Source organism: Pseudonocardia zijingensis, assembly GCF_042657305.1.
GTDB classification, from domain to species: Bacteria; Actinomycetota; Actinomycetes; order Mycobacteriales; family Pseudonocardiaceae; genus Pseudonocardia; species Pseudonocardia zijingensis.
Map to the genome: position 1 here is coordinate 187,337 of NZ_JBHSKO010000003.1, position 22,751 is coordinate 210,087.

A 22,751-nucleotide genomic window follows, 5' to 3' on the forward strand; every position below is an offset into this window, starting at 1 on the left:
ACGCATAGTGCAAGATCCATTGCTGCATCGCCCGTAGATCACCGGTGGTGCCCGTCTTATTGCTCGTGTATACGGCGCGCTGATCGGCAGAAGGGTGACACCGGTGCTACTGAAGCTCTCTCCCCTCATTCTGATGGTGATTGCAGGGGCCGCGATCATCCTTCGATCGGCTGGCCTGCTCGGCGACTTGATAACGTCGATCGTGGTCGCGATTCTGATCCTGATTGCGATTGCAATCGGTATCTATCGGTCGGTGAAGGCGCGTCGGGACAGGGTCTTGTAGCGGCTGCGTCCGACGTGCGGAGCCGTCCGGTGGACGCCTGGCGATGTTCCGGCGGCGTCGATCCGATGAAGTCCGGGAGCGGCGCGGTGCGCCGACGGTGCGGTCTTGAGCAGCAGAGTGCTCCAACGCATGTGGGTCACTCGTTCGGCTTGCTCTGCGACAGGCCGTGTCGCGCCGGTCAGCCGCAAGCTGCTCCCGGAGGGCTGCTGCGTTGTGAGCCGAGATGTAGAGGGACGTTCCGTCGTTGATCCGGCTAGTGGGAGATCGCCCGGGCCGCCCGCCTTACGATCCGATCGATATCGATGCAACGGCCGATCATGGACCCCTCCGGTCGGGTCACTGGCCGAGGCGTTTCTCCTCAACAATCATGATCACTGGATTCGTGACATGAGCCGCATCCCGTGCAATTCATGTCACGATCCTGCTGATCATCGGGACGTCGACCGTGTCTTCTCCACGACACCGCCACTCGCGACGTCCTGCCACGCCCGGACCGTGCGCGCGAGGCAACGGGCGTGGCAACGCGTAGCGCGGTTCAGCGGCGCGCGGACGGCCGTTTCGTTCAAGAACCGTCGGCCGGTCCCGGCCTAGCGTCCCGACCATGCGTCTTCCCCGCTCCGGCCGGCCCGCCCCCACCGTCGGGGGGCCGGCATGATCCTCGTGACCGGTGGCCTGGGGTCCATCGGGTCGCACACCGCGCGTGCGCTGCTCGACCTGGGCGAATCCGTCGTGCTCACCGCCCACCGGTCCACCCGGTTGCCCGAGTTCCTCGCCGACGAGCCCGACGGACGGGTGGTCGTCGAGCCGCTGGACACGGCGGACGAGGCGGCCTTCCTCGCGATCGGGGAGCGGCACGAGATCAGCGGCGTCGTGCACCTCGCGGCGGCCCGCTACGACCTGCCCGACCCGGTCGAGTACCTGCGCGCCGACACGATCGGCCTGCTCAACGCGCTGCGGGCGGCCACGGTGTGGGGGGTGCGGCGGTTCGCCGTGGCCAGCACGATCGCGGTGTACCTGGGCGTGGACGACGTCCCGCTGCGTGAGGAGGCCGCGCTGCCGGTGGTGGCGGCGCACCAGATCCCCGTGTTCAAGCGCACCGCGGAGCTCTACACCGCGCTGGCCGCCGATGCGGGCGGGTTCGAACCGGTGAGCCTGCGGATCGGCACCATCTGGGGGCCGCTCGGGGTGTCGGACAACCCGTTCACGCCGCTGCCGCGGCTGATCAGCGCGGCGGTGCGCGGGGAGGACCCGGCCCTCACGCCGCCGCGGCCGCCCGCCTTCGCCGAGGACGCCACCGACCTCTGCTACGTGAAGGACTGCGGGCGGGCCATCGCCCTGCTCATGCTGGCCGAGCGGCTGAACCACCGCACCTACAACGTGTCCAGCGGGCGGCTGGTGGGCTACCGCGAGGTCGTCGACGCGATCAACGCGGAGGTCCCGGGCGCGGGCATCACGCTGCCGGAGGGGCGCAACCCCGACCGGCCACTGGACCCCTACCTCGACATCACCCGGCTGCAGGCCGACACGGGCTTCCGGCCGGAGTACGACGTCGAGAGCGCCGTGCGGGACTACGCCGCCTGGCTGCGCGCGCACGACCACCAGCCCGTACTCGCGGAGGGACCGGCATGACCACGCTCGACGCGGCGCGCGACCTGTTCGCAGGAACGCAGATCGCCCACCTCGCCACGGTGCTGCCCGACGGCGCGCCCCACTCGGTGCCCGTGATGATCGACGTCGAGGGCGGGTACCTCGTGTTCTTCACCTCGCCCGGCTCGCGCAAGGCCCGCAACCTCGAGCGCGACGACCGCGTCGCGATCTCCGTGGCCGACCGGGACGACCTGGTCCGCTGCGCGGTCGTCCGCGGCCGCGTGGTGAAGCGGGTCGGCGGGGATGCGGGGTGGGAGCTCGTCGACCGCATCTTCGGCAAGTACACCGGTGGCGGCAGGTACCCGCGCGGCGAGGAGCGCGAGGCGTTTCTCGTCGAACCGACGCACGTGATCGTCCCGACGTTCGGCTGAGGAGGGCTGATGGCTCGGGTGATCATGCAGGCGGTGGTGTCGGTGGACGGCTTCATCGCCTACCCCGACGACTCGGTGGGACCGCTGTTCGACTGGTACTTCAACGGCGACACCGAGCTGAGGGCCACCGCGAGCGGGTGGACGTTCCCGGTGTCGCAGACCTCCGCCGCGTACGTCCAGCCGTTCTGGGACGCCGTCAAGGTGACCGTCATCGGCCGCCACCTGTTCGACACCACCAACGGCTGGGACGGCAAACCGGCCGCCGGGGACGAGCTCGTGGTGATCACGCACCGCCCGCTGCCGGACGAGTGGCTGGCCGCCCACCCGGACGCGCCGTTCCACACCGCCGGTTCCGTGGAGGAGGGCATCGCGCTGGCGAAGGAGCTCGCGGGCGACGGCCTCGTCGACGTGACGGCCGGTGACATCGGTGGGCAGGCGTTCTCGGCGGGGCTCGTCGACGAGGTCGGGATGGACGTGGTGCCGGTGGTTCTCGGGGAGGGGGTGCGCTTCTTCGGCAGCCACACCGGCACGGTGCTCCTCGACGACCCGGACCAGGTGGTGCAGGGCGACCGGGTGCTGCACCTGCACTTCACGGTGCGGCGCTGACCGTCAGGGCTCACCCCGACGGGCGGAACTGCGCGACGCGCCGGGCCCGGTACCCGGCGGGCGGGCAGCGCTGAGGGATCTTCGTCCCGTCGGGGAAGGAGGAGGCGCGTGCGCGGTCACCAGGCACGCCGCGCCGTCCGATGAGCCTGCGCCGGTCTTCCGAACTCAGCTGGGACACGCGAGTGGTGTTCATCCAGCGTCAGCAGCGCTGGTGGTGGAACGCCTGGCTCGCCGCCACCTCCACGGAGCTGTACGGCTTCGCCGACTCCGAGGAGGCCGCGGACGAGGCGATGCAGCAGGCGATCCGGGAGGCGCGGCGGCAGCCGGAGGGCGAGGGCTGACCGTCACAGGTCCTCCCGGCCGGTGAGTGCGAGGTAGCGCGCCCGCCACGACGCATCCTCGGCGACCGGCACCTCCTTGCGGTAGACGCCGAACTCGCGCCACATGTCCGCCGCCGGCTCCGTGCCCTCCCACATCGCCCGCGCCAGCTCTTCGGACACCGGTGACTCAACGCCGAGGTGGCGTGCGACGTCGTGTGCCCCGAGCGTGCGCGCGACGTTGAGCTGCCAGAAGTAGTCCCACGCCGGGACGTCGCCGTACCCGCAGTGGACGACGGCGTCGCGGTCGGTGACGCCTGCCGCGGCGGCGCGGGCGCGCTCGCTGATGCGGGTGATGCCGCCGTGGACGTCGTCGCCGAGCAGGTCACCGTCGTAGGCGTCCCGCCCCACCTCGTCCATCGTGCGCCCGGCGAGCATGTCCGGGACCCATGCCTCGTCGTAGGCGAAGTGGGCGAGCACCCGGCGCAGCGGGAGGGGCTGGTCCGCTCCCGGCATGTCGAACAGCGGCGCCAGCACGCTGTCCATGTCCCTCGCCCCGACCAGCGTGAACGCGCGGACAGCCGCCTCGTCGGCGAGCTGGAACACCGCTGCTTCGTGGATCATCCCGTCCTCCTCCGTGGGTCTGCCCCGACGCTAGGAGGGATTGAGGTCAGTTCCTGTCACCTGTTGACCGGGAGCCCCACACCGCCCGTCACGCGCGTCTCCTGCCGGGTGAACTCGCCGGTGAGCAGCGGCATCACCGCCGTGATTGCCGCCCGCGTGGCGGGGAGCTGCAGGGACGCGCTGTGGTGCTCGGCGCTCTCCCAGACCTCGGTGACCCAGATCCGGTCCTCGTCGTCCGCGCATTCGCTCACGACGTAGGACAGGCACCCGGCGGCCGGGAGGTCCTCGAGGCTGCCCGACAGGAGGGCGATGACCTCGGCGCGCTTGCCGGGACGGGTCCGCATGCTTCCGATGTAGCCGTACACGCGGGCAGCCTCGCACGCGGCCGCCCGCCGGCCATTGGACGTTCGCGACAGCGCCCGTCAGGACCCGTCATGCCACCCGGGACTCGTCGAGCCGGAGCAGGATCTCCTCCACGGTCTCGGCGACGGACAGCTCGGAGGTGTCCAGCCACAGGCCCACGCGCGGCGTCCCGCTCCGCAGCACCTCGTCGAGCGCCTCGACGCTCCATGCGGGGCCGTACGCCCGCTTCGCCCGCCCGGCCTCGCGGGCGGCCACCGCGCCCGGGCGCGGGGCGAGCACCACCACGTGCAACGGGCGGGTGCGGATCTCGGCGATCAGGGCCGGGAGCTCGGGGCCGAGCACGACGTCCTGCGCCACCACGGAGAAGCCCGCGTCGGCGTAGGTGTCGCACGTCTGCGCCGTGAGCCGGTAGCGCAACCGCAGCTGGCGCAGCGCCTCCGGGTCGGCGTCCGGGGTCATCTCCGCTCGCCCGCCCACGATCCAGCGGCGGAACTGGTCGCCGTGGACGTGCACCGTGTGGCCTGGCAACCGCTCGGCCAGGGCCTGCGCCACGGTCGACTTGCCCGCGGCCTGGATCCCCGTGACCAGGTGCACCGATGACGTCCCCACGTTCCGGATCTTGTCAACGGGCGAAATCGGGTGCGAGCGGTTTTGCGGCGCCGCTACCCTCGCCCCGTGCCCGGTTGACGCCCGTTGCCGCCTTCCGCTCGGCCCCTCGCCCGTCACATGGTGGTGTGGGCGCTGCTCGCCGACGCCGTCCCGCTGTACCCGCTCTACGCGCTGCTGTTCACGGCCACCGGGTTGTCGGTCGCGGAGATCTCCGCCCTGTTCGCGATCTGGTCGGCGGTCGCCGTGCTCACCGAGGTGCCCTCCGGGGCGCTCGCCGACCGGTTCTCCCGGCGGTCGTGCCTCGCGGCGGCCGGGTTCCTGCAGGCGGCGGCCTACACCGCCTGGGTGCTCATGCCCGGCTTCCCCGGTTTCGCGCTCGGCTTCGTGCTCTGGGGGTTCGGCGGCTCGCTGGCCTCGGGGGCGAAGGAGGCGCTGCTCTACGACGGGCTGGCCGCGGCAGGCGCGCAGGAGCACTACGCGCGGGTGGCGGGCCGGGTCGCGGCCATGGAGCTCGTGGCCCAGATCCCCGTGGCGGCAGCGGCCACCTGGCTGTTCTCCGCCGGCGGATTCGGGCTGGTCGGATGGGTGAGCGTCGGCACCTGCGCCGCCGCGGGGGTGGTGGCCGCCGCGCTGCCCGAACCGCCCCGCTACGGCGGCGACGAGGACATCGGGTACCTCGCGACCCTCCGGTCCGGTGTCGCGGAGGTCTTCCGGAGCCCGGGAGTGGGGGCCGTGGCCGCGGCTGCGGCACTGCTCGCCGCGTTCGATGCGATCGAGGAGTACTTCCCGCTGCTCGTGTCCGACTGGGGTGTTGCGGCCGCCGCCGTGCCGCTGGCCACCCTGCCGATCGTCCTCGGTGGAACGGCCGGCGCGGCGCTCGGGGGAGCGGCGCGGCTGCTCCCGCGGTGGGGACTCGGTGTCCTGCTCGGGGTGGCGACGGCCTTCCTGGCGGTGGCCGCGGAGGCTGCTCATCCGGCCGGGGTGATCGCCGTGGCCGTGTTCTACGGCGGCTACCGGGCCGTGCTGGTGGCGGTGGACGCGCGATTGCAGGAGCGGATCGCGAGCCGGTCGCGTGCGACCGTGACCTCCGTGGCCGGGCTGGGCACCGAGATCGCGACGTTCGGCGCGTACGCCGCGTGGGCGGCGGGCGGCGTGTCCTGGCTCGTGGTGGCAGGCGTGGTGATCGCGGCGGCGCTGCCGAGGCTGCTGCGGTGAGGCGTCGGGGTGGCGGGTAGCGGCGCCCCCGGTATTGCCGCTACCCACCGATGGGTAGAGATCATTTCCACCCGTCGTGATTCGTGAGCAGCGTCACGTCACGTCGTCGTCGCCTGCTTCCGACTCACGCAGCCGGTACTCACCCCCGTGGCCCGCCACCTCGTGCAGGTCGTAGTGGTGCACGATCTTGGGGCCGCCGTGGAGGTGGACGTAGCGGACGGTGCCGGGAGCCGGCTCCGACTGATCGCGGGTGTCGACGCGGCCGTCGAGCGGACCGCCGACGTACCAGTAGACGTCTGGGCCGTCGGCAAGGGTGTCGTCCTCGCTCACGCGATCTCCTCAACGGCGGTGGGCGACGGGCTCCGGATGCACGCCGAACACGGTACGGCCCGGCAGCGCATCCGTCAGGGGTGCGCGGAACGGGCGTCGAGGGATCAGGCCGGGTCGGTGAGGAACGTCGTGGCCGCCGCTGCGAGGTGGCCCGGGTCGCGCACGCCGCACAGCTCGCGGGCGGAGTGCATGGACAGCACCGGGATGCCGACGTCGACAGTGCGGATGCCCAGACGGGTGGACAGGATCGGGCCGACGGTGCTGCCGCACGGCACGGTGTTCTTGCTGACGAACACCTGGGTGGGCACCCCGGACTCGCGGCAGGCGCGGTGCCAGGCCGCGGCGCCCGGCGCGTCGGTGGCGTAGCGCTGGTTGGCGTTGACCTTGATCGCCGGGCCGCCGTTGGGCACCGAGCGGTGGTTCGGGTCGTGGTGGCCCAGGTAGTTCGGGTGTGCGGCGTGCGTGACGTCCACCGACAGGCAGCGCGAGGTGGCGAACGCCACGCCACGGGCGTCGAACCCGCCTGCGAGGCGCGTGAGCACGGTTTCCAGGAGCGGCCCGGCCGCCCCGGTGGCCGAGGCGCTGCCGATCTCCTCGTGGTCGAACGCGACGAACACCGGGATGATGCCTGCGGCGTCGTCGGCCACGGCGAGCAGGGCGCAGAGCCCCGAGTGGACGGACGCGAGGTTGTCCAGCCGTGGCCCGGCCAGCAGCTCCTCGTGCTCGCCGAGCCGGGTGGGCGGGGTGAGCTCGTGCACCACGAGGTCGTGGGCGGCCACCTCCGCCGGGTCGACGCCTGCCTCCGCGGCCAGGAACCCGATCAGGTCGCCCTCCGCGGGCGAGCCCAGCCCCCACACAGGGAGCAGGTGGTCCTGCGGGTCGAGCTTGAGGCCCTGGTTGACCTGGCGGTCGAGGTGGATGGCCAGCTGCGGCACCCGCAGCAGCGGGCGGCGCACGTCCACCAGCACCGTGGAGCCGTCGAAGAGCGCGAGGCGCCCGGCGAGCCCGAGGTCGCGGTCGAGCCAGGAGTTCCACAACGCCCCGCCGTAGACCTCCACCGCCACCTGCCGCCAGCCGGCGGACCCGGTATCCGGGCGCGGCTTGACCTTGAGCGTGGGCGAGTCGGTGTGGGCGGCGAAGATCCGCAGGGGAGTGCCGGGCGGGGCGCCCTCGGGCACGAACCAGGCCAGCAGGGTGCCGTCGCGCACCAGGTAGCGGCCGCCGGGGCCGTCGTCCCAGGGGCCGGCTTCCGGCTGCTCGGTGAAGCCTGCGGCGCTGAGGCGGCGCACGCCTTCGGCCACGGTGTGGTACGGGGTGGGCGCCGCCGTGAGGAAGTCGGCGAGGTCCTGCGCGAGATCGCTCATCACCGGGCATCCTCCCTGATGTGTACGACGTGGTCGTGGTGGGCGCCGGTTCCGCGGGCTGCGCGCTCGCGGGGCGGCTCGCCGAGAACCCGGCCCGGCGGGTGCTGCTGCTCGAGGCCGGGCCCGTCGCCGTGGCCCCGGACTGGCTCGACGGGGCGCGCCCCGGTCACCCGCTGAACTGGTCCTACGCCGCCGAGCTGCGTCCGGGCCACACCGTCGCGGTGCCCCGCGGACGGGTCCTCGGCGGGTCGAGCGTGATCAACGGTGCCACCTGGCTGCGCGCCACCCCTGCCGACGCCGCGGGCTGGGGCGTGCCGGGATGGGCGTGGGCGGACCTGCTCCCGCACTACGTGCGCGCCGAGCACGATCTGGACCTGCCGGACGCGCCGGGCCACGGCGACCGCGGGCCCGTCGCCGTCGGGCGCCCGGCCGGGCCGCTCCTGCACCCGGTGGCCGAACGGTTCCTGGAGGCCGCGCAGCGGCTCGGTCACCGCCTGGAGGCCGACAAGAACGCGGGTGGCCCGCCCGGCGCGGGGCTCGTGCCGGGCAACGCGCCGCGCGGCACCCGCACCAGCGCGGTGGACGCCTACCTCGCGGGCGAGCGCCCGAACCTGACCGTGCGGACCGGGGCGCCTGCCGCCCGGGTGCTCCTCCACGGCCACCGGGCGCGCGGGGTCGAGCTACTCGACGGCACGAGCGTGGAGGCCGGGGAGGTGGTGCTCACCGCGGGCGCCGTGGCCACCCCGCACCTGCTGATGCTCTCCGGGATCGGCCCGGCCGACGTGCTGCACGCCGCCGGCCTGCCGGTCGTGCGCGACCTGCCGGTGGGGCAGGGGTGGTCCGACCACCCCGCGGTGTTCGTGCCGTTCACCACCACCGACCCGCCGGTCCACCCGCAGGGCCCGGGCAGCCAGGCCGCGCTCGACTGGGACGCCGGCTCCGATCCCGGGGGCGACGTCGAGGTGCTCGCGTTCGTCCGGCCCTTCACGCCCGCAGGCGAGCTGCACCTGATGTGCATGGTGGCCGCCCCCGTGAGCCGCGGTGCGATCGTGCCCGCCTCGCCCGACCCGCGCGAGCGGCCCGAGATCCACTACCGGTACCTGCGCACCGAGCACGACCGCAGGCTCCTGCGCCACGCGATCCGCACCGCTGCCGACCTGCTGCGCGCAGGCGTCGGCACCCGCGTGGCCCCCGGCGGTGACGTCCTGGGCAGCGACCGCGAGCTCGACGCCTGGATCGGAGCCCACCTGAGCACGGCCGTGCACCTGTCCGGGAGCGCCGCGATCGGGCCGGTGGTCGACCCGCAGCTGCGGGTGCACGGGATCGCCGGGCTGCGCGTGGCCGACACCTCGGTGCTGCCCGCCGTGCCGCGGCGCGGCACCGCGGCCACCGCCGTCGCGATCGGGGAGAAGGCCGCCCAACTCATGCTGTGAGTGGATACGAGTACTCCAGCACTCGTATCCACTCACGAGGGAGCCTGGGCCTGCTCTGGTCAGCAGCCGGCGAGCTGGGGCACCCGCTCGGCCCACTGGCGGTCCAGCACGATGCCGAAGCGGTCGGCGAGCAGGGCCCACTCCTCGTCGGGGGCCACCTCCCGCTCGGTGCGCTGCCCGTCCGCCAGCTCCGCGAAGACGCCGTTGACCAGCGAGATCCGCCCGGTGGGCGTCGCGATCGCGGCCAGGCGGCGCCCCACGAAGTCCGAGCACGGGTCGTACTGCTGGTAGCGGTTGCGCTCGGTGAAGTCGGCGAGCACCCGCGGCTGCGCGGTCCACGCCCAGCCCCGCTCCCACTCACCGTTGCCACGCCGCTCCGCGGTCCACCAGACGTCGCCGTCGCGGCGCACCTGCACGGGGCCGTGCACCCCCGGCCGCCGCGGCACCGGCTCGGGCCACCGCGCACCGTTGCCGACGTCGACGATCCAGCTGCCGTCCACGGCGTCCACGAGCAGCCGCAGGTGGTCGCCCTCCGGCCCCCGGGTGCCGTCGTCGTCGAGGGAGAACGCCGCGACGAACGTCACCGCGAAACCCAGCTCCCGCAGCAGCAGCCCGAACAGCCCGTTCAGCTCGTAGCAGTACCCGCCGCGCCGCCGCCGGACGATCTTGCGTTCCAGCGCGGCGGGGTCCAGCGAGATCGCGACCCCCGTGTGGACGTCGTAGTCCTCGAAGGGCACGGACCGGACGTGCGCCCGGTGCAGAGCGGTGAGCGAGGCGCTCGTGGGGGCGGCCGGCTGCGATGCTCCGATCCGCGACAGGTAGGCGGCGACGTCCATGGTCGAAGCCTGCGACCTGAACAGGGGTTCAGGTCAAGCAGGTTTCGCGTCCAGCAGGCCCCCGTCGAGGCAACGGCCGAGCGGTGCGAAGAGGTCGGCGCGCCGCGCGCGCAGCTCATCGGCCGTGAGCCAGGCCAGCGCCGTGGCCTTCTCCGGCTCGCGCACCTCCGGTTCACCCGCGACGACGGTGCAGCCGATGAACAACGTCACGTAGTGCCGGCCGATCTCGAGCATGGGGTCGTCGGTGAAACCCAGCCGCGCGGTCGGCCGGACGACGAGCCCGGTCTCCTCCAACGTCTCGCGCGCGGCCGCCCCCTCGGGCGACTCGCCGTACTCCTGGTGCCCGCCCGGCAGCCCCCACGTCCCGGCGCCGTGGGCGCCCGCCCGGCGCATCACGAGGACCCGTGCGCCGTCGCGCACCACCGCTCCGACCCCGACCCGAACCTGTGCCACGGACCTATGCTCGCGCGGGTGACCGGCAACCCGTTCCTCACCCCCAGCCCCCTGCCGTTCGGGTTCCCCGACTTCGACGCGATCCGCGAGGAGCACTTCCTCCCGGCGTTCACCGCCGGGATGGCCGAGCAGCGGGCGGAGGTCGAGGCGATCACGGCCGACCCGGGGCCCGCGACGTTCGAGAACACGGTCGTCGCGCTGGAGCGGTCCGGGGCCACCTTGCGCCGGGTGGCCGACGTGTTCTTCACGCTGGTCGGTTCGTGCAGCACGCCGGGGATCCGGGAGATCGAGGCGCAGGTGGCGCCGCAGCTCGCCGCACACGCCGACGCGATCACGCTCGACCCGGTGCTGTTCACCCGCATCGAGGCACTGTTCGCGGCGCGCCACGACCTGGACCTCGACCCGGAGTCGCTGCGGCTGCTGGAACGGATGCACCGCGACGCCGTCCGCGCGGGCGCCCGCCTCGCGCCGGCCGAGCAGGAGCGGCTCAAGGAGCTGAACGCGGAGCTCTCGGCGCTGTCCACGGAGTTCGGCACCCGGTTGCTCGCGGGGGCCAACGCGGCGGCCGTGCTCGTCGAGGACGAGGCGCAGCTCGCCGGCCTGCCCGCGGACGCGGTGTCGGCGGCGGCCCGGGCCGCGGCCGAACGCGGGCACGAGGGTTCGTTCCTGCTCACGCTCGTGCTGCCCACGGGACAGCCCGCGCTCGCCTCGCTCACCGACCGGGGCCTGCGCGAGCGGCTGCACCGGGCGAGTACCGAGCGCGGGCTGGGTGGCGAGCACGACACGCGCGACATCGTGCTGCGCATGGTCGCGTTGCGCGCCGAGCGGGCGGCGCTGCTCGGGCACCCCCACCACGCATCCTGGGCGGTGGAGGTCGGCACCGCGGGCACCGTCGAGGCGATCGACGCGATGCTCGGCAAGCTGGCGCCGATCGCGGCGGCCAACGCGCGGGCCGAGGCCGCCGAGCTGTCGGAGGCCGCCGGGTTCCCGATCGAGGCGTGGGACCGCGCCTTCTACGCGGAGCGCGTACGCAAGGAGCGCTTCGACATCGACACCGACGCGCTGCGCCCGTACTTCGAGCTGGAGCGCGTGCTGCACGACGGTGTCTTCCACGCCGCGAACCGGCTCTACGGGCTGCGTTTCGCCGAGCGCGACGACCTGCCGCGCTACCACCCCGACGTGCGCGTCTTCGACGTGTTCGACGGCGACGAGCAACTCGGCCTGTTCGTCGCCGACTTCTACGCCCGCGACTCCAAGCGCGGCGGCGCCTGGATGAACTCCTTCGTCGACCAGTCCCACCTGCTGGGCACCGAGCCGGTGGTGCTGAACACCCTCAACATCGTCAAGCCCGCCGACGGCGAGCCCACCCTGCTCACCGTCGACAACGTGCGCACCCTCTTCCACGAGTTCGGCCACGCCCTGCACGGCCTGCTCTCCGACGTGCGGTACCCGACGTTCTCCGGTACGTCGGTGCCCCGCGACTTCGTGGAGTTCCCGTCGCAGGTCAACGAGATGTGGCTGGAGGACCCGGAGGTGCTCGCGAACTACGCGCGCCACCACGAGACCGGCGAACCGCTCCCCGCGGAGGTGGTCGAGCGGCTGGCGGCGTCGCGGCGGTTCGGCGAGGGGTTCGCCACCACCGAGTACCTCGCCGCCACCCTCCTGGACCAGGCGTGGCACCGGCTCGGGCCCGGCGACACCGTCACCGACGTCGAGCGGTTCGAGGCCGACGCGCTCGCCGCCGCCGGGATCGCGGAGCCGACCGCGCCGCCCCGCTACCGCACCACCTACTTCAACCACATCTTCGGCGGTGGGTACAGCGCCGCCTACTACTCCTACATCTGGAGCGAGGTGCTCGACGCCGACACCGTCGAATGGTTCGCCGAGAACGGTGGCCTGCGGCGGGAGAACGGCGACGTCTTCCGCCGGGAGCTGCTCTCCCGGGGCGGTGCCGTGGACCCGATGGAGGCCTACCGGGCGTTCCGCGGGCGCGACCCGGAGCTGGGGCCGCTCCTGGTGCGCCGGGGGCTCACGCGCTGAGCGCGGCCATGATCGCCGGTCTGGCGCGTTTTCCGACACCTTGCGTCGGATTTTGCGCCAGATCAACGATCATGCCCACTTTGCGTGGCCTCCTGGCGGCGCCGCCCGGCACGTTCTGCGAGGCCATCGTCACGAGGAAGAGCGGGAACCCGAGCCCGGCGAGGGTGGCGGGGTCGAACACGGGCGTGGTCCAGACGAGTGCGGGGGCGAGCGCCACGGCGCCGGTGCCGGGGCCGGTCAGCGCGATCGCGACGACCGCTACCGCGAGCGCGGCGGGCACCGCCCACGTGCGGGAGAACCGGCCGACGAGCGCCCAGGCCGCGATCACCGGGGCGGCGAGCAGCGGGACCTCCGCCAGCGCCCGGACCGGGGCGAGGCAGAGTTCGACGAGCACGCCGGCCAGCATCGCGCTCGCGAGGGGCACCGGGATCAGCTCGATCAGTCGCCCGACGGCGGGCACCAGCCCGGCCAACAGGATGAGTACGCCGCAGACCGGGAACGCGCCGACCGCGGCCGGGAAGCCCCCGGGCGGGGTGCCCGCCGTGATCAGCAGCGCCGCGCCCGGCGTGGACCAGGCGATGCTGATCGGGATCCGGTGGCGCAGGCCCAGCACGAGCGACACCAGCCCGCAGGCCAGGCACGGCACCAGCAGGCCGGACGCCGCCTCGCGCTCGTCGGCGCCCGCGGCGCGCAGCCCCGCGAGCACCACGGCGAACGCGCCCGCGAAGCCGACCAGGGCCGTCACCACGCCGGCCAGTACGGGTTGGAGTCGCACCCGTGCCTCAGACCCGTTCCGTTTACGGAACGGTGAGACGATATCCGACGTGACCGCAGCGAGCGACGGTGTTGCGCGGCCGGCCCTCGCGGAAGGGGCGGCCGAGGTCGGGCGCCGGGTGCGGGAGCTGCGGGAACGGCGCGGGATGTCGCTGTCGGAGCTCGCCCGCCGCGCGGCGGTGGGCAAGGCCACGCTCTCCGGCCTGGAGGCCGGCACGCGCAACCCCACCCTCGACACCCTGCACGCGGTGGCCACCGCCCTCGACCTGCCGCTGACCGCCCTGCTGAGCACGCCCGCCGCCCTGCGCGGCACCGCGGTGCAGGTCGAGGTCCTCCGGGTGTTCGACGACGGCCCGGTCACCTACGAGCTGTGCCACCTGCGCATCCCGGCGGGGCTCGCGCAGCGCTCTCCCGCGCACCACGCGGGCGTCACCGAGCACCTCACGGTGTTCACCGGCGTGCTCGAGGGCGGCCCGGTGGACGCCCCGATGCGCGCGGGGCCGGGAGTGCACGTCGAGTGGCCCGCGGACGTACCCCACGCGTACGCGGCCGTCGGCGGGGACGACGTGCTGGCGAGCCTGTTGATCCGGTCGCCGCGAACCCGCTGAACGGACGCGCGGAAAGTCCGGGCCACGCAGGCCGCCGGGAACTAGGCTGTGCCGGTGATCCTCTGAGCGCCGCCCGTCCCGTCCCACGATCTCGGAGGTTCTCCGTGTCCCAGCCCGTTCCGCCCGCGTCCGAGCAGCCCGAACCCGTCGTGGAGGTCGATCCGGCCACCGCGCCGGAGGAGGAGCCCGCCCCGCTCAACCGCGCCGCCCGCAGGGCCAAGGCCAAGAAGGCCGAGCCCACCCACGTCGGCCCGCGCGCCGACCAGGCCGCCCGGGTCCGCGGCGGCCGCCCCCACTCGAAGCGCCCGCGCTGACCGTCCCCGGCGCCCTCCGAAACGCGCAACTCGCCCGCTGAGACGGGGGACTCGCGACCCCCCAGTGTGCGCGAGTCCCCCGCACCACCGGGCGAGTCCCGCGTTTGCGCGGGCGAGATGCGCAACAGCCGGCCCCCGGAATGGCGGATGGCGTTCACCGGTTGCCCCCGGTGTGGTTCCGGAGGTCGCGCTCTCGTTGCTGGACCGCTCGCGCACGCGCGCAGGCGAGCCCGACGCGGCCGCGCTCCGCCACACGGTCGAACGGGCGCGGCACGCCGAGCAGCTCGGCTACCACCGGTTCTGGGTGGCCGAGCACCACGCGGTGCCGGGCATCGCGAGCGGGAGCCCGCCGGTGCTGATCGCCGCGGTCGCGGCGCGCACCGCACGCATCCGCGTCGGCTCGGGCGGCGTGATGCTGCCCAACCACCAGCCGCTCGTCGTCGCCGAGCAGTTCGCGATGCTCGACGCGCTCTTCCCGGGTCGGATCGACCTCGGGGTGGGGCGCTCGCTGGGGTTCACCGCGCCGGTCCGTGCGGCCCTGCGCCGCGAGGCCGACGCACCGGACACCTTCGCCTCCGATCTCGAGGAGCTGCGCTCCTACCTCGACGGCAGCGCACCGGTCACCGCCCGGCCCCGGCTGGAGCGCCCGGTGCCGGTGTACGTGCTCGCGACGGGCCGCGGGCTCGAAGTCGCGGGCGACGCGGGCCTGCCGGTCGTGCTCGGCGGGCCGGTGCTGGACAGCCCCGACATCGGCTCGGCAATCGACGACTACCGGGCGCGGGCCCGGGCCGCGGGCGCCCGCCCGTACGTGGTGGTGTCGCTGGACGTGCTCATCGCCGACTCCCCGGCGGCAGCCCGCGAGCTCGCCCTCCCGGAGGCGTGGGCGCTGGCCGCGGCGCGCACCACGGGCCGGTTCCCGGCGCTGGAGCCGGTCGACCCGGACCGCGCGCTGTCGCCGCGGCAGCGCACGGTCGTGGAGGACGCGATCGGCCACACCGTGCACGGCGACGAGGCCGCGGTGGCCGCCGAGCTCGCTGACCTGTTCGACCGCACCGGGGCCGACGAGCTGCTCGCCTCGACCTCCACGTACGACCTGGCGGCGCTGCGCGAGTCCGACGCCCGCCTGGCGCGGCTGCTCGCCACCCCCTGAAACATCCCGTCCCGCCCGGTGGGGAGCGCCGGGCGGGACGGGGTATCCGCGGTGGTCCGAGAAGCGGGAGCGAGCTAGCGGTAGACCCGCATGTAGTCGACGTGCATCTCGGTGGGCTTCGGCGAGCCGCCCTCGGGGAAGTAGTCGAGCTGGATCGTGGGGTGCATCTTGCCGGGCGGAAGGGTCTTCTCGTCCGTGCTCTCGAACCACTTGACGCCGTCGATGTAGCCGGTGATGCGGCCGTCCACCCACTCCACGGCGTAGTTGTGCCACTGGGTGATGTCGAGGACCTTCTTGGCGTACTCCTGCTCGCTGCCGTAGTGCAGGAAGAACGACACGTCGTCGGACGCGCTCGTGGTCTCGGCGAAGTCGACCTCGCCGTTCTCCTTGCCGCCGCTCTCCCGCCAGAGGATCAGCACCGGGTGGTACTGGTCGTCGCCCTTGGGGAACCGGGCGCGCATCTCCCAGCGCCCGAAGCGCTGGTCCTCCTTCCAGGACATGCCGCCGGTGTTGCCCTTGGAGTCACCGCGGATCACGAGCATGCCGTTCTCGACGCTGATGGCGTCCGGGGTGCGGCGGCCGTTCCCGGCGTGGCCCTCGCTGTCGTAGGGGCTCCACTGCGGGCTCATCCCGCCGTTGAACTCGTCGCCGCCCACGCGCGTCCAACCCTTGGCGGCTGCGGCCGACTTGCCTTCGCCCTTGCCGGAAGCCGCGGCGGCCTTCTTCTCGCCGCCCGCCGACTTGCGCTGGGTGGCGGACGGCTTGTTCGCCGGCTCGGGTTCGGCGCTGGGCTCGGCCGCCGCCTGCGGTGCGGCGCTCGGCTCCGGCGTGGGTTCCGGGGTGGGCTCGGGCGGCGGGGGTGGCGACTGGGCCGGCTCCGTGGCGGCCACGGAGGTGCTGAGTTCCTGGGCCGCGAGCGACGGGTCGTCGGGCGGCTGCGCGAGCGTGGCGACCAGCGTGGCGACGAGCATGACGACGCCGCCGACCGCGAGGGGCGCGAGCCGCTTGGCCATCGAGTTCGGGCGGGGCGCGTCGGTGGTGACGACGGCCTCCGCGTGGCGGGACGGGATCCGGTGCCGGCCCGTGCCCGTGACGGCGTCACTGCCGCTGGTGGCTGAGCCCGGGCGACCGCCCCGTGCGGAGGTGGTCCTTCGCATGGGGTCGAACCATAGGGACGATGACGACCTGTGATCGGAAACCTGAGAGTCGGGGTTGCTCGCACGCGCCAAGGGGTAGGTTGTGCGCGCCGGAACGCACCAGATCGGTGATCTCCTGAGGAATCTGTACTCCTATTGGAGTAATCACCCTCTCAGCCGCCACCCCTGCGCCGTACGCGTGAGGGTGATGTCGCTCCGTTAGCCGATTGTTACTCGCCGCCAGTTGGGCCAAGGTGTCTGGCGATGCTCCCCGCTGCTCCCCCGGGGGGTGCGTCCTCGTACACGTCGACCGCAGCGTCGGCGCGTGTGTCCGTGCCCCCGAACACGATGCCCCTGACCACCAACCACGTCCTGCTCGCACTGCCCCCCACGGCGGCGTCGGCCTCGGTGCTGCGCAGCCTCCGCTCGGAGGGTGTGTCGGTCAGCCCCGTGACCGACGGCATCGGCGTGCTCGACGCCGTGCGCAACCGGGACCCCGCCCTGATCGTGCTCGACGTCGAGCTCCCGGGCCCCGACCAGGCAGCCGTTCTGGCGGCCGTGCACAGCGAGGCGCCGAACGTGCCGGTCATCGCCGTCACGCCCCGCGAACGCAGGGTCGGCCTGCTCGGCCTGTTGCGCGGCGACCGCGACGACTTCCTCGTGCGCCCGTTCGCCGTCGACGAGCTGGCGGCCCGGATCCGGCTGCGCCTGCGGCTCGGGCCGGCCGTCGAGAACACCGTGCTGCGCCACGGCGAGCTCGTCGTCGACACGGAGTTCGGCGACGTGAGCGTCGACGGCCAGCCGGTGTCGCTCTCGCCCACCGAGTACGCGCTGCTGATGTCCCTGCTCGCGGAGCCGGGGGAGGTGGTGCCGCCGCACCGCTTGGCCCGCGAGGTGTGGTCGGAGCCCGCCTCGTCCAACCTGGTGCAGGTCTACATCTCCTACCTGCGGCGCAAGATCGGCGCGGAGCGCATCCGCACCGTCCGTGGTGAGGGTTACGTCCTCGAGGCCTGATCGAGACCGTAATCGTTGCGGAAGTCGGCCCGACCGGGTGGCTTATCCGGCTGCATAGTGCGACCCTGGTCACACCGTGCTACCCAATGCGTACACGTGCCGCGAGGGGAGCGGCCCGGACGAGACTCGGGAGCTCGAATGACCATTACCGGGATCATCACCGCCATCATCATCGGAGCGATCATCGGGTTCGTCGGTCGCCTCGTGGCGCCAGGGAAGCAGAACATCCCGATCTGGCTCACCATCCTGGTCGGGATCGTGGCGGCCTTCATCGGCACCTGGATCGCCGGTCTGTTCGGCGTCGCCGACACGGGCGGCATCGACTGGATCGAGCTGATCATGCAGATCGTCGTGGCCGCGATCGGCGTCACCGTCGTCGCGGGCATCTACAGCAAGCGCGGCGTCACGCGCTGACGCCCTCCGGTCACCGGCCCGGTTCCGAGCAGTTCGGGGCCGGGCCGTTGTCGTCCGCGTCCTGCTAGCGCCCGAACGCGCGCGCGGCGGCGAGGAACGCGTCGTTCTCCTCCGGTGAGGAGATGGTGACGCGGACGCCGTCGGGGTGGAACGGGCGCACCACGACCTTGTGGTCGAGGCAGTGCGCCGCGAACGCGGTGGTGCGCTCACCGAGGGCGAGCCACACGAAGTTGGCCTGGGTGGGCGGCACGGTGAAGCCCGCGTCGAGCAGCGCGTCGCGCACCCGCACCCGTTCCTCGACCACCCCGGCGCACGCGGCGAGCAGCGCCTCCTCGTCGTCCAGCGCGGCGATGGCCGCTGCCTGGGCCACGGTGCTCACGCTGAACGGCGAGCAGACCTTGCGCAGCGCGGTGGCCACCTCGGGGGACGCGATCGCGTACCCGACGCGCAGTGCGGCCAGCCGGTAGGCCTTCGAGAACGTGCGGAGCACCACGAGGTTGGGGTGGGCGTCCACCAGGTCCATGCCGTCGACGGTGTCCGGCTCGGTGACGTACTCGTGGTACGCCTCGTCCAGCGCCACGAGCACGTCCCGCGGCACGGCGGCGAGCAGGCGCTCCAGCTCGGCGCGCGTGACCACCGTGCCCGTCGGGTTGTTCGGGCTGCAGACGAAGACGAGCCGGGTGCGCGGCCCGACCGCGGCGGCCAGCGCGTCGACGTCGTGGCGGAACTCGGCGTCCAGCGGGACGGTCCGGATCGTGGCCCCGCCGATCTGGGTGACGATGGGGTAGGCCTCGAACGAGCGCCACGCGAACACGACCTCGTCCTCGGGCTCCCGGCACGTGGCCTGCACCAGCTGCTGGCACAGGCTCACCGACCCGCAGCCCACCGCGATCCGCTCGGCCGCCACCCCCTTCGCCTGCGCCAGCCGCGCGGTGAGCCCGGTGACGGCGAGGTCGGGGTACCGGTTGCCGGTGGCGGCCGCCTCCGCGATCGCCTCGAGCACGTGCGGCGTCGGCGGCAGCGACACCTCGTTGCTCGCCAGCTTGATCGCGCCCGGGATGGTCTTCCCGGGCACGTATGCCGGAAGGGTGTCGAGGTCCGGGCGGATCAGCGTCATGAGGGTCACGGTATCCGTGCCCGGGGCCGCCGACTTCACCCAGCCGTGACACCCTGGCTCCATGACCGACATCCGCACCGAGACCGTCCCGTTGGTCGACGGCAGTGCGCTGCGTCTCACCGTCGCAGAACCGGTCAGCGCGATCCGCGGGGGGATCGTGGTGCTGCACGAGGCACGGGGTGTCACCGACTCGGTACGCGGCATCGTGCACGGCCTCGCTGCGGACGGCTGGCTGGCCGTCGCACCACACCTCTACCACCGCGACGGCGCCGACGAGCTCGACGGCGCCGACGACGAGGTCCAGCAACAGGTCGACCGGCTCGAGGGCGAGCAGGTGATGGCCGACACGGACACCGCGTTCGGCTGGCTCGCCGACCACGACGTCGCCCCCGACCGGATGGGAGTGATCGGCTTCGACCTCGGCGGCTCGGTCGCCCTGCTCGTGGCCGCCAAACGCACGCTCGGCGCCGCCGTCACGGTGGCGGGCGACCGGGTCGCGTCGGCCCCGGCGAGCGGGTTGCCGGCGCTGGTCGACGCCGCCCCCGGCCTGACCTGCCCCTGGCTCGGCATCTACGGCGAGGCCGACCCCGGCGAGCCCGACCCCGAGGTCAGCAGGCTGCGCGACGCCGCGGCGTCGTCCCGGGTGGCCACCGACGTGGTGGTCTACCCGCAGCGGGGTCACCGCTTCGACGACGACCCCGACGTGGCCGCCGAGGCCTGGCAGCGCACCCTCAACTGGTTCGACTCCCACCTGCGGTGATACGCGCCATTCCCGCTGGGACGGGCTCTGGCGCGTCGGGTCGCCGGACTGCATGCTGCGCGTATGACCGGCGCCGAGGCCCCCGACTCCCCTGAGGTTCTGTGGACCCCCGACCCCGACCACCGGGGCCGGTTGGCCGAGTTCACCGACTGGGTGCGCGCGCACCGCGGGCTCGAGTTCGGTGACTACGCGGCGCTGCACGACTGGTCGGTCGGTGACCTCGAGGGCTTCTGGTCCGCGGTGGCGGAGTTCATGGGCGTGCGGTTCCACGACCAGCCCACCGCGGTGCTGGGGAGCATCGCGATGCCCGGCGCCGAGTGGTTCCCCGGCGCCACGCTGAACTACGCCGAGCACGCCCTCGTGCCCGGCGCCGACGACGACCTCGCGGTGGTCTTCGTGCGGGAGGACGGCCTCGAGCGCGAGCTCACCCGCGGGGAGCTGCGCGACCTCGTCGGCCGGGCCCGCGCCGGGCTCGTCCGGGCAGGCGTCGGCCGGGGCGATCGCGTCGTCGCGCTGGCGCCCAACAGCATCGAGACGCTGGTCACCTTCCTCGCCGCGGCGAGCCTCGGGGCGATCTGGTCGTCGTGCTCCCCGGACTTCGGCGCCCGGGCCGTGCACGACCGGTTCTCCCAGATCGAGCCCACCGTCCTGCTGGCCGTCGACGGCTACGTCTACGGCGGCAAGCGGTTCGACGTCCGCGGCACGGTGCAGGAGCTGCGCGAGAAGCTGCCCACCCTCGCCGCCACCGTGCTCGTGCCGTACCTGGACGAGTCCGCGGGCCTCGACGGTGCGATCCCGTGGGCCGAGTTCACCGGCACCCCCGGCGAGCTGGCGTTCGAGCCGGTGCCGTTCGACCACCCGCTCTGGGTGCTCTACTCGTCCGGCACCACGGGCCTGCCGAAGGGCATCGTGCACGGCCACGGCGGGATCGTGCTGGAGCACGTCAAGGCGCTCGGGCTGCAGATGGAGCTCGGGCCGGGCGAGCGCTTCTTCTGGTTCACGACCACCGGCTGGATGATGTGGAACTTCCTCATCGGCGGCCTTCTCGTCGAGACGACGGTGATCCTGTTCGACGGCAACCCCGGCCACCCCGACCTGGGTGCGCTGTGGCGGCTCGCCGAGCGGCACCGGGTCACCTACTTCGGCACGTCCGCGCCGTTCGTCCAGGCGGGCCTCAAGGCGGGGCTGCGGCCCCGCGACGAGTTCGACCTCGGTGCGCTGCGCGCGCTCGGCTCCACGGGCGCCCCGCTGTCGGCCGAGGGTTTCCGCTGGGTCGGGGACGCGGTCGGCGAGCACGTGCAGATCTGCTCGGTGTCGGGCGGCACGGACGTGTGCGCCGCGTTCGTGGGCTCGGCCCCGGACGTGCCCGTGTGGCTCGGCGAGATCAGCTGCGCCTCGCTCGGCGCGGCGGTCGTGTCCTACGACGAGAAGGGTGAGGAGCTCGTCGACGAGGTCGGTGAGCTCGTGATCACCCGGCCGATGCCGTCGATGCCGGTGGCGTTCTGGAACGACCCGGACGGCACCCGCCTGCGGGAGGCGTACTTCGACGAGTTCCCCGGTGTCTGGCGGCACGGCGACTGGGTCCGCCGCACGCACCGCGGCTCCTACGTCATCTACGGCCGTAGCGACTCCACGCTCAACCGCGGCGGCGTGCGGATGGGCACCGCCGACTTCTACGCCGTGGTCGAGGGCTTCGAGCAGGTCCTCGACTCGCTCGTGATCGACACCACCGAGCTCGGCGCCCGCGACGAGGGGGCCCTGCTCTGCTTCCTCGTCCTCGCCGAGGGCACCACGCTCGAGGACGTGGAGCCCGCGCTGCGCCGGGCCCTGCGCACGGAGCTCTCGCCCCGCCACGTGCCCGACCGGTTCGTGGCGGTCCAGGCGATCCCCCGCACCCTGAACGGCAAGAAGTGCGAGGTGCCGGTCAAGAAGATCCTCGCGGGCACCCCGCCGGAGCGGGCGGTGAGCCGCGGCGCCCTCCAGAACCCGGACGCCCTCGCCCCCTTCCTCGCCCTCGCAGCCGGGGGGTCGTGAACGCCCTGGACGGGCCCATGTACTCTGGTGCGTGCTGGAGGCCGAGAGGCCCCGGGAGGCTTCGCCTAGTCTGGTCTATGGCGCCGCACTGCTAATGCGGTTTGGGGTCACCCCCCATCCCGGGTTCAAATCCCGGAGCCTCCGCGCTTGCATGGCCGACTGCGAGGTCGGTCATGGCATGGTGTACAACTGAACAGCACGCGCCCGTAGCTCAACGGATAGAGCATCTGACTACGGATCAGAAGGTTAGGGGTTCGAATCCCTTCGGGCGCACCACGCCAGTCACAGGCCGCCGCGGGACCATCCGCGGCGGCCTGTGACGTTCTCGCGTCAGACCACGGACACGGCTGATCCCGCCATCACCGCGGCGCCGGCGGTGGCGAAGTTGGCCAGGTCCGCAACCGCCGCCTTCCCCTCCGGTCCCGACATGCCCGCGCCGTACGCCGCCTCGGACTCGAACTCCAGCACGGCCACGAGGTAGTACGGCGGCTTCGCGCCGTCGGGGCCCGGTCCCGGCCGGCTCACCGTGTAGCGCTGCAAACCGGGGATCGTGGTGGCGAGCGGCGCGTGGACCTCGTCGTAATGCGCGTCGAACTTCGCCGGGTCTTCGGGGTGGTTGTACAGAACGGTTACCTGGAACACGAGGGACCTCCGCTGCCGGGCCCGCGGCGCCCGCGGGATCTGGTTCATCTCTAGTGGATGGGACCCGACGGCGACACGGAATCCCAGGATGTGGGAGATCGGGACGCCGCCTTTCCCCGCGCTCGGGTCCCGCCGCTCGTCGCTCCACGATTTCGCGGCGATCATCGTCGCGGAATTCCTCGGCACGCATCGACCGCCGGCCTGAACCGACTGCTCGGCCGGGCGCGTCATCGTCCGTCCGGGGCGATGCGGACCGACCAGCCCGTGTGACGCGCGTCTCGCGGATACGGTCACGAT

General features: G+C 73.2%; 26 protein-coding genes and 2 tRNA genes. 17 read left to right on the forward strand and 11 right to left on the reverse strand.

The features are described 5' to 3' along the window. The first annotated feature begins 103 nt into the window (after window positions 1-103). The 5 genes from ACFPL3_RS08080 (at window position 104) to ACFPL3_RS08100 (ending at window position 3,248) form a co-directional block, all read left to right on the forward strand. Complete coding sequence (locus ACFPL3_RS08080) at window positions 104-283, forward strand: hypothetical protein (protein ID WP_343943290.1); 180 nt, start codon at window positions 104-106, stop codon at window positions 281-283. A 651-nt stretch (window positions 284-934) separates the two neighbouring features. After that, window positions 935-1,912: an NAD-dependent epimerase/dehydratase family protein gene (locus ACFPL3_RS08085; RefSeq protein ID WP_343943289.1), complete on the forward strand. Its 978-nt coding sequence runs from the start codon at window positions 935-937 to the stop codon at window positions 1,910-1,912. Next, window positions 1,909-2,301 carry a TIGR03618 family F420-dependent PPOX class oxidoreductase gene (locus ACFPL3_RS08090; RefSeq protein ID WP_343943288.1) on the forward strand — a complete coding sequence of 131 codons (393 nt, stop codon included), beginning with the start codon at window positions 1,909-1,911 and terminating at the stop codon, window positions 2,299-2,301. The genes ACFPL3_RS08085 and ACFPL3_RS08090 overlap by 4 nt, the downstream gene beginning before the upstream one ends. A gap of 9 nt (window positions 2,302-2,310) precedes the next feature. Beyond that, window positions 2,311-2,907, forward strand: a complete 597-nt coding sequence (locus ACFPL3_RS08095; RefSeq protein WP_343943287.1) for a dihydrofolate reductase family protein — start codon at window positions 2,311-2,313, stop codon at window positions 2,905-2,907. 185 nt (window positions 2,908-3,092) lie between these two features. After that, a complete protein-coding gene (locus tag ACFPL3_RS08100) occupies window positions 3,093-3,248 on the forward strand; it encodes a hypothetical protein (protein WP_343943286.1) in 156 nt (51 codons plus the stop codon). Window positions 3,249-3,251: 3 nt separating this feature from the next. On the opposite strand, the gene ACFPL3_RS08105 is transcribed toward ACFPL3_RS08100, so the two are convergent. From ACFPL3_RS08105 to ACFPL3_RS08115, 3 genes are all read right to left on the reverse strand, one after another. After that, the gene (locus tag ACFPL3_RS08105; RefSeq protein WP_343943285.1) at window positions 3,252-3,848 is read right to left on the reverse strand and encodes a DinB family protein; all 597 of its coding nucleotides are present in this window, start codon (window positions 3,846-3,848) and stop codon (window positions 3,252-3,254) included. A 56-nt stretch (window positions 3,849-3,904) separates the two neighbouring features. Further along, the gene (locus ACFPL3_RS08110) at window positions 3,905-4,192 is read right to left on the reverse strand and encodes a putative quinol monooxygenase (protein WP_343943284.1); all 288 of its coding nucleotides are present in this window, start codon (window positions 4,190-4,192) and stop codon (window positions 3,905-3,907) included. Window positions 4,193-4,280: 88 nt separating this feature from the next. Beyond that, a complete protein-coding gene (locus ACFPL3_RS08115) occupies window positions 4,281-4,820 on the reverse strand; it encodes an AAA family ATPase (protein WP_343943283.1) in 540 nt (179 codons plus the stop codon). A 117-nt stretch (window positions 4,821-4,937) separates the two neighbouring features. On the opposite strand from ACFPL3_RS08115, the gene ACFPL3_RS08120 reads away from it, so the two are divergent. Next, entirely contained in the window at window positions 4,938-6,035 is a 1,098-nt protein-coding gene (locus ACFPL3_RS08120; RefSeq protein WP_343943282.1) for an MFS transporter, read from the forward strand. A gap of 93 nt (window positions 6,036-6,128) precedes the next feature. Here ACFPL3_RS08120 and ACFPL3_RS08125 read toward each other — a convergent pair whose 3' ends face one another. Further along, window positions 6,129-6,365 carry a hypothetical protein gene (locus tag ACFPL3_RS08125; protein ID WP_343943281.1) on the reverse strand — a complete coding sequence of 79 codons (237 nt, stop codon included), beginning with the start codon at window positions 6,363-6,365 and terminating at the stop codon, window positions 6,129-6,131. Window positions 6,366-6,469: 104 nt separating this feature from the next. Then, window positions 6,470-7,729: a M18 family aminopeptidase gene (locus ACFPL3_RS08130; protein WP_343943280.1), complete on the reverse strand. Its 1,260-nt coding sequence runs from the start codon at window positions 7,727-7,729 to the stop codon at window positions 6,470-6,472. A 20-nt stretch (window positions 7,730-7,749) separates the two neighbouring features. On the opposite strand from ACFPL3_RS08130, the gene ACFPL3_RS08135 reads away from it, so the two are divergent. Further along, window positions 7,750-9,162, forward strand: a complete 1,413-nt coding sequence (locus ACFPL3_RS08135; protein WP_343943279.1) for a GMC family oxidoreductase — start codon at window positions 7,750-7,752, stop codon at window positions 9,160-9,162. A 59-nt stretch (window positions 9,163-9,221) separates the two neighbouring features. Here the strand turns inward: ACFPL3_RS08135 and ACFPL3_RS08140 are convergent, their stop codons facing one another. Beyond that, window positions 9,222-9,998, reverse strand: coding sequence for an arylamine N-acetyltransferase family protein (locus ACFPL3_RS08140; protein WP_343943278.1), 777 nt, complete (start codon window positions 9,996-9,998; stop codon window positions 9,222-9,224). A 33-nt stretch (window positions 9,999-10,031) separates the two neighbouring features. Continuing rightward, window positions 10,032-10,451 carry a nucleotide triphosphate diphosphatase NUDT15 gene (locus ACFPL3_RS08145; RefSeq protein WP_343943277.1) on the reverse strand — a complete coding sequence of 140 codons (420 nt, stop codon included), beginning with the start codon at window positions 10,449-10,451 and terminating at the stop codon, window positions 10,032-10,034. 6 nt (window positions 10,452-10,457) lie between these two features. Between ACFPL3_RS08145 and ACFPL3_RS08150 the strand changes: the two genes are divergently transcribed. Beyond that, the gene (locus ACFPL3_RS08150; protein WP_343943276.1) at window positions 10,458-12,491 is read left to right on the forward strand and encodes a M3 family metallopeptidase; all 2,034 of its coding nucleotides are present in this window, start codon (window positions 10,458-10,460) and stop codon (window positions 12,489-12,491) included. Here ACFPL3_RS08150 and ACFPL3_RS08155 read toward each other — a convergent pair. Then, window positions 12,481-13,266: a benzoate/H(+) symporter BenE family transporter gene (locus tag ACFPL3_RS08155; protein ID WP_343943275.1), complete on the reverse strand. Its 786-nt coding sequence runs from the start codon at window positions 13,264-13,266 to the stop codon at window positions 12,481-12,483. The genes ACFPL3_RS08150 and ACFPL3_RS08155 overlap by 11 nt on opposite strands. A gap of 49 nt (window positions 13,267-13,315) precedes the next feature. On the opposite strand from ACFPL3_RS08155, the gene ACFPL3_RS08160 reads away from it, so the two are divergent. The 3 genes from ACFPL3_RS08160 to ACFPL3_RS08170 all read left to right on the forward strand — a co-directional run bounded on the left by ACFPL3_RS08160 (window position 13,316) and on the right by ACFPL3_RS08170 (window position 15,337). Beyond that, window positions 13,316-13,873, forward strand: a complete 558-nt coding sequence (locus ACFPL3_RS08160; protein WP_343943274.1) for an XRE family transcriptional regulator — start codon at window positions 13,316-13,318, stop codon at window positions 13,871-13,873. A gap of 104 nt (window positions 13,874-13,977) precedes the next feature. Then, window positions 13,978-14,187 (forward strand): hypothetical protein, encoded by a 210-nt coding sequence (locus ACFPL3_RS08165; protein ID WP_343943273.1) that lies wholly within the window; start codon window positions 13,978-13,980, stop codon window positions 14,185-14,187. Between the two features lie 172 nt (window positions 14,188-14,359). Next, window positions 14,360-15,337, forward strand: coding sequence for an MsnO8 family LLM class oxidoreductase (locus ACFPL3_RS08170; protein WP_343943272.1), 978 nt, complete (start codon window positions 14,360-14,362; stop codon window positions 15,335-15,337). A 74-nt stretch (window positions 15,338-15,411) separates the two neighbouring features. Here the strand turns inward: ACFPL3_RS08170 and ACFPL3_RS08175 are convergent, their stop codons facing one another. Beyond that, the gene (locus ACFPL3_RS08175) at window positions 15,412-16,494 is read right to left on the reverse strand and encodes a glycoside hydrolase family 16 protein (RefSeq protein ID WP_343943271.1); all 1,083 of its coding nucleotides are present in this window, start codon (window positions 16,492-16,494) and stop codon (window positions 15,412-15,414) included. Window positions 16,495-16,800: 306 nt separating this feature from the next. Here ACFPL3_RS08175 and ACFPL3_RS08180 point away from each other — a divergent pair, with 306 nt between their 5' ends. Both ACFPL3_RS08180 and ACFPL3_RS08185 read left to right on the forward strand, forming a co-directional pair. Then, window positions 16,801-17,487, forward strand: coding sequence for a response regulator transcription factor (locus tag ACFPL3_RS08180; protein WP_343943270.1), 687 nt, complete (start codon window positions 16,801-16,803; stop codon window positions 17,485-17,487). A gap of 138 nt (window positions 17,488-17,625) precedes the next feature. After that, on the forward strand, window positions 17,626-17,901 hold the full coding sequence (locus ACFPL3_RS08185; protein WP_343943269.1) for a GlsB/YeaQ/YmgE family stress response membrane protein: 276 nt from the start codon (window positions 17,626-17,628) through the stop codon (window positions 17,899-17,901). A 64-nt stretch (window positions 17,902-17,965) separates the two neighbouring features. Here ACFPL3_RS08185 and hisC read toward each other — a convergent pair whose 3' ends face one another. Beyond that, window positions 17,966-19,018, reverse strand: a complete 1,053-nt coding sequence (gene hisC, locus ACFPL3_RS08190; RefSeq protein WP_343943268.1) for a histidinol-phosphate transaminase — start codon at window positions 19,016-19,018, stop codon at window positions 17,966-17,968. A 61-nt stretch (window positions 19,019-19,079) separates the two neighbouring features. Here hisC and ACFPL3_RS08195 point away from each other — a divergent pair, with 61 nt between their 5' ends. The 4 genes from ACFPL3_RS08195 (at window position 19,080) to ACFPL3_RS08210 (ending at window position 22,088) form a co-directional block, all read left to right on the forward strand. Then, entirely contained in the window at window positions 19,080-19,778 is a 699-nt protein-coding gene (locus ACFPL3_RS08195; RefSeq protein ID WP_343943267.1) for a dienelactone hydrolase family protein, read from the forward strand. Window positions 19,779-19,841: 63 nt separating this feature from the next. Continuing rightward, window positions 19,842-21,812 carry an acetoacetate--CoA ligase gene (locus ACFPL3_RS08200; protein ID WP_343943266.1) on the forward strand — a complete coding sequence of 657 codons (1,971 nt, stop codon included), beginning with the start codon at window positions 19,842-19,844 and terminating at the stop codon, window positions 21,810-21,812. Window positions 21,813-21,866: 54 nt separating this feature from the next. After that, window positions 21,867-21,956 (forward strand) — tRNA-Ser (locus ACFPL3_RS08205). Window positions 21,957-22,012: 56 nt separating this feature from the next. After that, window positions 22,013-22,088, forward strand: a tRNA-Arg gene (locus ACFPL3_RS08210). 54 nt (window positions 22,089-22,142) lie between these two features. Here the strand turns inward: ACFPL3_RS08210 and ACFPL3_RS08215 are convergent. Continuing rightward, window positions 22,143-22,685 carry an EthD family reductase gene (locus tag ACFPL3_RS08215; protein WP_343943265.1) on the reverse strand — a complete coding sequence of 181 codons (543 nt, stop codon included), beginning with the start codon at window positions 22,683-22,685 and terminating at the stop codon, window positions 22,143-22,145. Window positions 22,686-22,751 lie beyond the last annotated feature (66 nt).

Excerpts from the sequence above, each read along its gene's own strand:
- ACFPL3_RS08085 (WP_343943289.1), top strand. The coding sequence starts at position 935 with ATGATCCTCGTGACCGGTGGCCTGGGGTCCATCGGGTCGCACACCGCG.
- ACFPL3_RS08090 (WP_343943288.1), top strand. The coding sequence starts at position 1,909 with ATGACCACGCTCGACGCGGCGCGCGACCTGTTCGCAGGAACGCAGATC.
- ACFPL3_RS08095 (WP_343943287.1), top strand. The coding sequence starts at position 2,311 with ATGGCTCGGGTGATCATGCAGGCGGTGGTGTCGGTGGACGGCTTCATC.
- ACFPL3_RS08105 (WP_343943285.1), bottom strand. The coding sequence starts at position 3,848 with ATGATCCACGAAGCAGCGGTGTTCCAGCTCGCCGACGAGGCGGCTGTC.
- ACFPL3_RS08110 (WP_343943284.1), bottom strand. The coding sequence starts at position 4,192 with ATGCGGACCCGTCCCGGCAAGCGCGCCGAGGTCATCGCCCTCCTGTCG.
- ACFPL3_RS08120 (WP_343943282.1), top strand. The coding sequence starts at position 4,938 with ATGGTGGTGTGGGCGCTGCTCGCCGACGCCGTCCCGCTGTACCCGCTC.
- ACFPL3_RS08130 (WP_343943280.1), bottom strand. The coding sequence starts at position 7,729 with ATGAGCGATCTCGCGCAGGACCTCGCCGACTTCCTCACGGCGGCGCCC.
- ACFPL3_RS08140 (WP_343943278.1), bottom strand. The coding sequence starts at position 9,998 with ATGGACGTCGCCGCCTACCTGTCGCGGATCGGAGCATCGCAGCCGGCC.
- ACFPL3_RS08150 (WP_343943276.1), top strand. The coding sequence starts at position 10,458 with ATGCTCGCGCGGGTGACCGGCAACCCGTTCCTCACCCCCAGCCCCCTG.
- ACFPL3_RS08175 (WP_343943271.1), bottom strand. The coding sequence starts at position 16,494 with ATGCGAAGGACCACCTCCGCACGGGGCGGTCGCCCGGGCTCAGCCACC.
- ACFPL3_RS08185 (WP_343943269.1), top strand. The coding sequence starts at position 17,626 with ATGACCATTACCGGGATCATCACCGCCATCATCATCGGAGCGATCATC.
- hisC (WP_343943268.1), bottom strand. The coding sequence starts at position 19,018 with ATGACGCTGATCCGCCCGGACCTCGACACCCTTCCGGCATACGTGCCC.
- ACFPL3_RS08195 (WP_343943267.1), top strand. The coding sequence starts at position 19,080 with ATGACCGACATCCGCACCGAGACCGTCCCGTTGGTCGACGGCAGTGCG.
- ACFPL3_RS08200 (WP_343943266.1), top strand. The coding sequence starts at position 19,842 with ATGACCGGCGCCGAGGCCCCCGACTCCCCTGAGGTTCTGTGGACCCCC.
- ACFPL3_RS08215 (WP_343943265.1), bottom strand. The coding sequence starts at position 22,685 with ATGACGCGCCCGGCCGAGCAGTCGGTTCAGGCCGGCGGTCGATGCGTG.